At 64.7% G+C, this 6238-nt stretch carries 9 protein-coding genes and 1 pseudogene (1 of these 10 only partly in view); 2 read left to right on the top strand and 8 right to left on the bottom strand.

Annotated features, from left to right (window positions below; translation table 11 throughout):
* The 8 genes and pseudogenes from GEU01_RS17670 to hisB form a co-directional block, all read right to left on the bottom strand.
* Positions 1–388: pseudogene (locus GEU01_RS17670) on the bottom strand (IS5 family transposase); the annotation flags it as partial.
* A gap of 131 nt (positions 389–519) precedes the next feature.
* Entirely contained in the window at positions 520–897 is a 378-nt protein-coding gene (locus GEU01_RS17665; protein ID WP_010508178.1) for a histidine triad nucleotide-binding protein, read from the bottom strand.
* Between the two features lie 27 nt (positions 898–924).
* The gene (locus GEU01_RS17660) at positions 925–1338 is read right to left on the bottom strand and encodes a phosphoribosyl-ATP diphosphatase (RefSeq protein ID WP_019087142.1); all 414 of its coding nucleotides are present in this window, start codon (positions 1336–1338) and stop codon (positions 925–927) included.
* A 31-nt stretch (positions 1339–1369) separates the two neighbouring features.
* Positions 1370–2131, bottom strand: coding sequence for an imidazole glycerol phosphate synthase subunit HisF (gene hisF, locus GEU01_RS17655; protein WP_010508180.1), 762 nt, complete (start codon positions 2129–2131; stop codon positions 1370–1372).
* On the bottom strand, positions 2131–3483 hold the full coding sequence (gene hisA, locus GEU01_RS17650; protein WP_019087141.1) for a 1-(5-phosphoribosyl)-5-[(5-phosphoribosylamino)methylideneamino]imidazole-4-carboxamide isomerase: 1353 nt from the start codon (positions 3481–3483) through the stop codon (positions 2131–2133). Before hisA ends, hisF begins: the two co-directional genes overlap by 1 nt.
* A complete protein-coding gene (gene hisH, locus GEU01_RS17645) occupies positions 3480–4160 on the bottom strand; it encodes an imidazole glycerol phosphate synthase subunit HisH (RefSeq protein ID WP_019087140.1) in 681 nt (226 codons plus the stop codon). The genes hisA and hisH overlap by 4 nt, the downstream gene beginning before the upstream one ends.
* An 8-nt stretch (positions 4161–4168) precedes the next feature.
* Positions 4169–4549, bottom strand: coding sequence for a hypothetical protein (locus GEU01_RS17640; protein ID WP_010508184.1), 381 nt, complete (start codon positions 4547–4549; stop codon positions 4169–4171).
* Entirely contained in the window at positions 4546–5142 is a 597-nt protein-coding gene (gene hisB, locus GEU01_RS17635) for an imidazoleglycerol-phosphate dehydratase HisB (RefSeq protein ID WP_010508186.1), read from the bottom strand. Before hisB ends, GEU01_RS17640 begins: the two co-directional genes overlap by 4 nt.
* A gap of 175 nt (positions 5143–5317) precedes the next feature.
* On the opposite strand from hisB, the gene GEU01_RS17625 reads away from it, so the two are divergent.
* Positions 5318–5905 carry a nitroreductase family protein gene (locus GEU01_RS17625; protein WP_026018843.1) on the top strand — a complete coding sequence of 196 codons (588 nt, stop codon included), beginning with the start codon at positions 5318–5320 and terminating at the stop codon, positions 5903–5905.
* A gap of 35 nt (positions 5906–5940) precedes the next feature.
* Positions 5941–6238: the beginning of a 5-demethoxyubiquinol-8 5-hydroxylase UbiM gene (ubiM, locus tag GEU01_RS17620; RefSeq protein WP_019087137.1), read on the top strand. 884 nt of this gene lie beyond the right edge of the window; only the first 298 of its 1182 coding nucleotides appear in the window; its start codon is at positions 5941–5943; its stop codon lies beyond the right edge, outside the window.

Genomic DNA, 6238 nt, shown 5'->3' with positions numbered 1-6238 from the left:
ATGGCGATGATCCTGGTGGACCATCCCGTCACACTGCGTCCTATCGCCTGACTTCTGGTCCCCCTTTTGCGCCCTGACCATGACGGTGAACCCGGACCACCGTGCCGTCGATCATCGCATATTCCATGTCGGCCTCGTCAGAGACCGCTTCAAAAAGCCGTTTGAAAACACCGGCTTTCATCCAGTCGCTGTAACGGGAATAGACCGAGTTCCAATGCCCGAAATACGTCGGAAGGTCCCGCCATGGGCTGCCGGTCCGGGCAATCCATAAGACCGCCTCAATGAAAAGACGGTTGTCCTGCCCGCTGCGCCCCCGATCCGTTTTCTTGCCAAGGCACAGCGGTTCCATTTTCGCCCATTGGGCATCTGTCAGTACGAAGCGATCCATACGGATTTTGAATCACATTTGGTGACTTTGAAAAAGTACAATTCCCAACAGACCCTGGTGAAGCTGTTTTCAAAAAGCTTCGAAGAATGCCGCCTTTTTGAAAAAGGCGGCATTCAGAACCTTTTGACCATTCAGCCCGGCAGCATGGCGCCCAGCGCCTTGCCGCCAAACAGGTGGACATGGAAATGTGGCACTTCCTGTCCCGCTTCCACGCCCACATTGGACAGCAGGCGGTAGCCGGGAGCTTCCAGCTTCAGGTCGCGCGCGACCTTGCCCACCGCGCGGGTGAAGCCGGTGATTTCGGCTTCCGTGCCGTTGCTGCTGAAATCGGCAAAGGAGACGAATGGCCCCTTGGGAATGACCAGCACATGCACCGGCGCCTTGGGGGCGATGTCATGGAAGGCGAGGGCGTATTCGTCCTCATACACTTTCCTGCACGGCAGTTCACCACGCAGGATGCGGGCAAACACGTTCTGCGGGTCATAGGGTCCGGTGCCGTTGACGGCCATGGGTACTCTCCTGTTTGCGGGTGGGGGTCAGGCCAGCGGGTCGCGCGGGCGCGAAGCCTTTTCGGCAACGCCGCTGGTGCCTTCGCGGCGTGCCAGTTCCGCCCAGACTTCCGCCGGTTTCACCCCGGCATCCACCCACATCACGATCAGGTGGTACAGCACGTCGGCACTTTCGCTGACCAGTTCGCCCCGGTTGCCCGCCACGGCCTCGATCAGGCATTCGACAGCTTCCTCGCCAAATTTCTGCGCGATCTTGCGCCGACCGCGCGCCAGCAGGCGGGCGGAATGGCTGACTGACGGGTCCGTGCCGCGGCGCGATTCCACAACCTCGAACAGGCGGTCCAGCACTTCGGGGGTGGCAGGGCCCACCGCTTCCAGATTCAGGCTGGCGGCGGCGGCTTTTGCCGGGGCGTTCTTGCGGGATTTTTCTGGCTTGGCCATCACAATGCTCCGAATGGGCAGGAAAAGGGTATCAGTCGCTCAGGCGAACCGGCAGGCCCGCTGCCGCCAGCGCCTGCTTGACCTGCGGAATGGTGAACTGTCCGAAATGGAACACGCTGGCGGCCAGCAGGCCGGTGGCCCCCGCGCGGGCGCCTTCGACAAAATGCGCCAGTTCTCCCACCCCGCCAGAGGCCACGATGGGAATGCGCACCGCAGCATTCGCCGCGCGCAGCAGGTCAAGGTCGAATCCCTTGCCCGTGCCATCGCGGTCCATGCTGGTCAGCAGGATTTCGCCAGCGCCACGTTCGGCCACTTCGCGGCACCAGTCGATCACGTTACGCCCCGTGGGGGTGCGGCCGCCATGGGTGTAGACTTCCCATGATCCATGGCCGTCACTGCGCGCGTCAATGGCGACGACCACGCACTGGCTGCCAAATTTCTGCGCGGCTTCGCTGACCAGTTCGGGGCGCGAGACGGCGGCCGAGTTCATGGCGCATTTATCAGCACCCGCCAGCAGCAGGCGGCGCATGTCGTCCGTGGTGCGCACGCCGCCGCCCACCGTCAGCGGCAGGAATATGCGTTCCGCCGTGCGGCTGACGACATCAAGGATGGTGTCGCGGTTTTCATTGCTGGCGGTGATGTCGAGGAAGGTCAGTTCATCCGCCCCCGCCGCGTCATACACGGCCGCCTGTTCCACCGGGTCGCCCGCGTCACGGAGCGAGACGAAGTTGACGCCCTTGACCACCCGGCCATTCTTGACATCCAGGCAGGGGATGACGCGCAGCTTCAGCATCAGGCCAGAACCCGCAGGGCTTCGCCCAGGTCGATGCGCCCGTCATACAGCGCGCGTCCCACGATCACGCCCTCGATGCCCGGCGCCTGTGCGGTCGCGGCACGCAGGGCCGCAAGGTGGTCAAGGTTGCCCACCCCCCCGCTGGCGATGACCGGAATGGACAGGGCATTGGCCATGTCGGCGGTCTGTTCGATATCGATGCCGGTCAGCATGCCATCACGGCTGATTTCGGTGAAGATGACGGCGGCAACGCCCACGTCCTGCATGCGCTGGCCCAGTTCCACGGCCTTCATTTCAGATGTCTCGGCCCAGCCTTCGGTCGCGACCTGCCCGCTGCGCGCGTCAATGCCCGCCACGATCCGGCCGGGGAACAGGCGGCAGGCTTCGCGCACCAGTTCGGAGTTCTTGACCGCGATGGACCCCAGGATCACGCGGCTGATCCCGGCATTGAGCCATTTGCCGATGCTTTCCAGGTCACGCAGCCCACCACCCAGTTGCACGGGCACCGATGCATTGGCGATGATGGATTCGATTGCTTCGGTATTGGCCGAACGCCCGGCAAAGGCGCCGTTCAGGTCCACGACATGCAGCCATGAACACCCTGCGTCGATCCACGCCCGCGCCTGTGCGCCGGGATCATCGGAATAGACGGTGGCGTTGTCCATTTCCCCGCGGCGCAGGCGCACGCATGTGCCGTCCTTGAGGTCAATGGCGGGATAGAGTGTCAGGCTGTGTCCGGTCACGGGGGCATGTCCTGCTGCAGGGATGGGGGTTGAAGCCGCCTGCGGGTGGGCGGGTACGATCCGCTCGTCATCCTGCAGGCGCTTGGTGAAAAACAGGCCGCGCACGGTGCGGCCATCCGTGCGGGCGTAGCTGGGATGGGTGCCCCAGTGGTGGAAGCCGCTGCTGCGGAACAGGCGCACCGCGTCGGTCTGGGTTTCGCGCACGTCAAGGTTGATGATCTGGTAACCCATGCTGCGCGCGCAGCTTTCCACCTCGTTCAGAAGCAGGCGGCCCAGTCCCTGCCCGCGGGCGTAGGGGGCGATATAGAAATGCATGAGTGTCGCACTCATGGCCTGCGCTTCGTTATTGCGCGGCGGGCGCACAAGCTGGGCCGAACCCACGATCATGTCATCCAGCCGGGCGACGAACATCTGGCGTTCGGGCACCAGCAGGACGCCACGGAAATACCGCTCCATCGTTTCACGCGGCGGGGGGGCCAGCCAGCCAAACCCGCCCCCATCCAGAATGGCGGCGTTGGTCGCGTCGCACAGGGCATGCAGGTCGTCTTCATGCATCTGCTGCACGCGTTCGGCATGGATGGTGCCGGCAGTAGGGGCCTGCCGTGTCATGGCGTGTAATCCGGCGCAGGCGTCCAGCGCAGGAAATTGGACAGGATGCGCAGGCCGACCTTCTGGCTCTTTTCCACATGGAACTGCGTGCCCGCCCGGTTGCCGCGCGCGACGATGGCAGGCACCGTGCCGCCGTAATCGGTGGTCGCCACCATGTCGGCCGGGTCATATCCGCGCAGGGCGAAGGAATGGACGAAATAGCCATGCGCTTCCACCGGCAGTCCTTCGGTCAGCGGATGGGCATTGGGCGTGAATTCCAGCTGGTTCCACCCCATCTGCGGCAGGCGCAGGCCGGGGGCGTCCATAAGGGCGATTTCGCCCGCAATCCAGCCAAATCCCGGTGTAACCCCATGTTCACGCCCGCGTTCGGCCATAAGCTGCATGCCAACGCATATGCCAAGGAAGGGCGTGCCGTTATCGGTCGCGTCCACGATGGCGTCATGCAGGCCGGGCCGCGCTGCCAGACCCGCCGCGCAGTCGGCGAACGCGCCCTGCCCGGGCAGGACGATCCGGTCGGCCTGCATGACGGCCTGCGGGTCGGCGGTGATGGTGACGGTGGCGTCAATGCCGCTGTCCTGTGCCGCGCGGGACAGGGCGCGGGCGGCGGAGGCAAGGTTGCCGCCGTTATAGTCGATCACCACGATGGACTGTGCGGATGGATGCGCGGGCGTGGGCATGGGATGCCTCATGATACGGGGGAAAGGGGACGGGACCGGTCATGGTCCATCCAGCGCAGCAGGGCTGCCTTGGGATCAGTGGCGTAAACGCCGCGCGCGGGCCGGTAGCCGCGCAGGCGCAGTTCCCACTGCCGCAGGTCCGGGGCGTTCAGCGCAAGGATAAGGTGCAGCCCGCCCAGCAGCGGCAGGGCGACCGGCAGCGGCAACAGCCGCCCGATCATGATGGCCGCGCCCCCCGCGATCAGCCCGCTGACCCAGCAGCCACGCAGTAACAGCCCGACCCATCCGCACAGCAGCACCAGCCATGACATGCGCCACGCCACCATGACCGGCCATGCGGCCGCCCCCGTGGCGCGGACGGGTGGCAGCAGGGCGGAATAGAATGTCACAGGCTGCCCTTGGTGGACGGGATGATGCCGCCCGCGCGCGGGTCGGCCTCGCTTGCGGTACGTAGCGCGCGGGCCAGCGCCTTGAAGGCCGCTTCGGCAATATGGTGGCAGTTATGGCCCGCACGCTGGATGACGTGCAGCGTGACCAGTGCGCTCATGGCGAAGGCACGAAAGAATTCCTCGAACAGCTCGGTATCCATTTCCCCGATCTTGTCACGCCCGAAGGTGACGGACCACGCCAGGAAGGGACGGCCGGAAATGTCCACCACCGCTTCGCACAGCGCTTCATCCAGCGGCACGGTGGCGCTGCCGTAACGGCGGATGCCACGTTTGTCGCCTATGGCCCTGGCAAAGGCCTTGCCCAGTGCGATGCCGGTGTCCTCCACCGTGTGGTGGTAGTCGATATGCAGGTCGCCCCTGGCGGTAATCTCCAGGTCGCACATGCTGTGACGGCCAAGGGCGGTCAGCATGTGGTCCAGGAAACCGATGCCGGTCTCGATACGGGTCTGTCCCGTGCCATCAAGGTTGATGGTGACGGTAATGTCGGTCTCGCTGGTGGCGCGGTGGACCGTGGCGGTGCGCGGGGTATTCATGCCCCCCTTCTACAGAAGCCCGAAGCCGGAATCCATACCGATCCCATGGTGCTGGCAGTGCATGGCCGGGTGGATATTGGCAGGACAGGCGACTTGCTGCATGGTGTCGCGTCATGACTCCCGCCATCAGGCCATGGACGGTCAGCGGGCGCCCAGCTTATCAGGGAACGACCATATGACATCGCTTGACCTTCTCCTGTCGCGCTTTTCCACCGATGCGCTGATGGAACCCGCCCCCACGGGGGATGTACTGCACGACATCCTGTCCACCGCCATGCGTGCGCCGGACCATGGCAAGCTGCGCCCATGGCGTTACGTACTGGTGCGTGGCGATGCCCGGCCCAGAGTGGCGGAACGTGTGGTGGCCAGCATGAAGCGGCTGGACCCGGTGGTCGACCCGGCCAAGATCGAAAAGCGGCAGTCCCGTTTTTCCACCATGCCACTGGTCATTGTGCTGGGCATGCACCTGCGTCCCGAACACAAGATCCCCCTGATCGAGCAGGAACTGGCGGTAGGGGCCGCGGCCATGAATATCCTCAACGCCCTGCATGCCACGGGGTTTGGCGGGGTGTGGGTCAGTGGCGATGTGACATATGATCCGGAACTTGCGGCCGAGCTGGGCTTTCCTGCCCCCCATAAGCTGGCGGGTTTCCTGTTTGTCGGCACGCCACGGCCGGGTGCCGTCGCGCCGAAGCGCCGTTCGGTTGACGGATACGTGGCCGAGTGGACGGGAAGCCCGGTGCAATTTGACGCGGATGCGTAACCTGCAAGAGACGGCATACGGACAGGAAGCGGGCAATGACATATCATGACGTAACCATAATGGGTGGTGGCCCGGCGGGGCTGGCCGCCGCCCTGTCGCTGGAGGCCCGTGGCCTGTCCGTTGCGGTGCTGGAACGCGCGTCACAGTCGCGCTGGGCCGAACCCGCGTTTGACGGGCGCGAGATCGCCCTGACCCATCATTCGGTTTCGGTGCTGAAGGAACTGGGCGCATGGGAACATATCCCGCAGGTCGCCATTTCCCCCCTGCGGGAAGCACGGGTGGAAACGGGGCGCAGCAACCATCCCCTTACATTCGACACGCAGGGGCGTGGCG

The organism is Komagataeibacter europaeus LMG 18890, from assembly GCF_000285295.1.
GTDB lineage: Bacteria > Pseudomonadota > Alphaproteobacteria > Acetobacterales > Acetobacteraceae > Komagataeibacter > Komagataeibacter europaeus.
The sequence above is the reverse complement of the archived record's forward strand: the minus strand, read 5'-3'. Positions and strand labels throughout refer to the sequence as shown.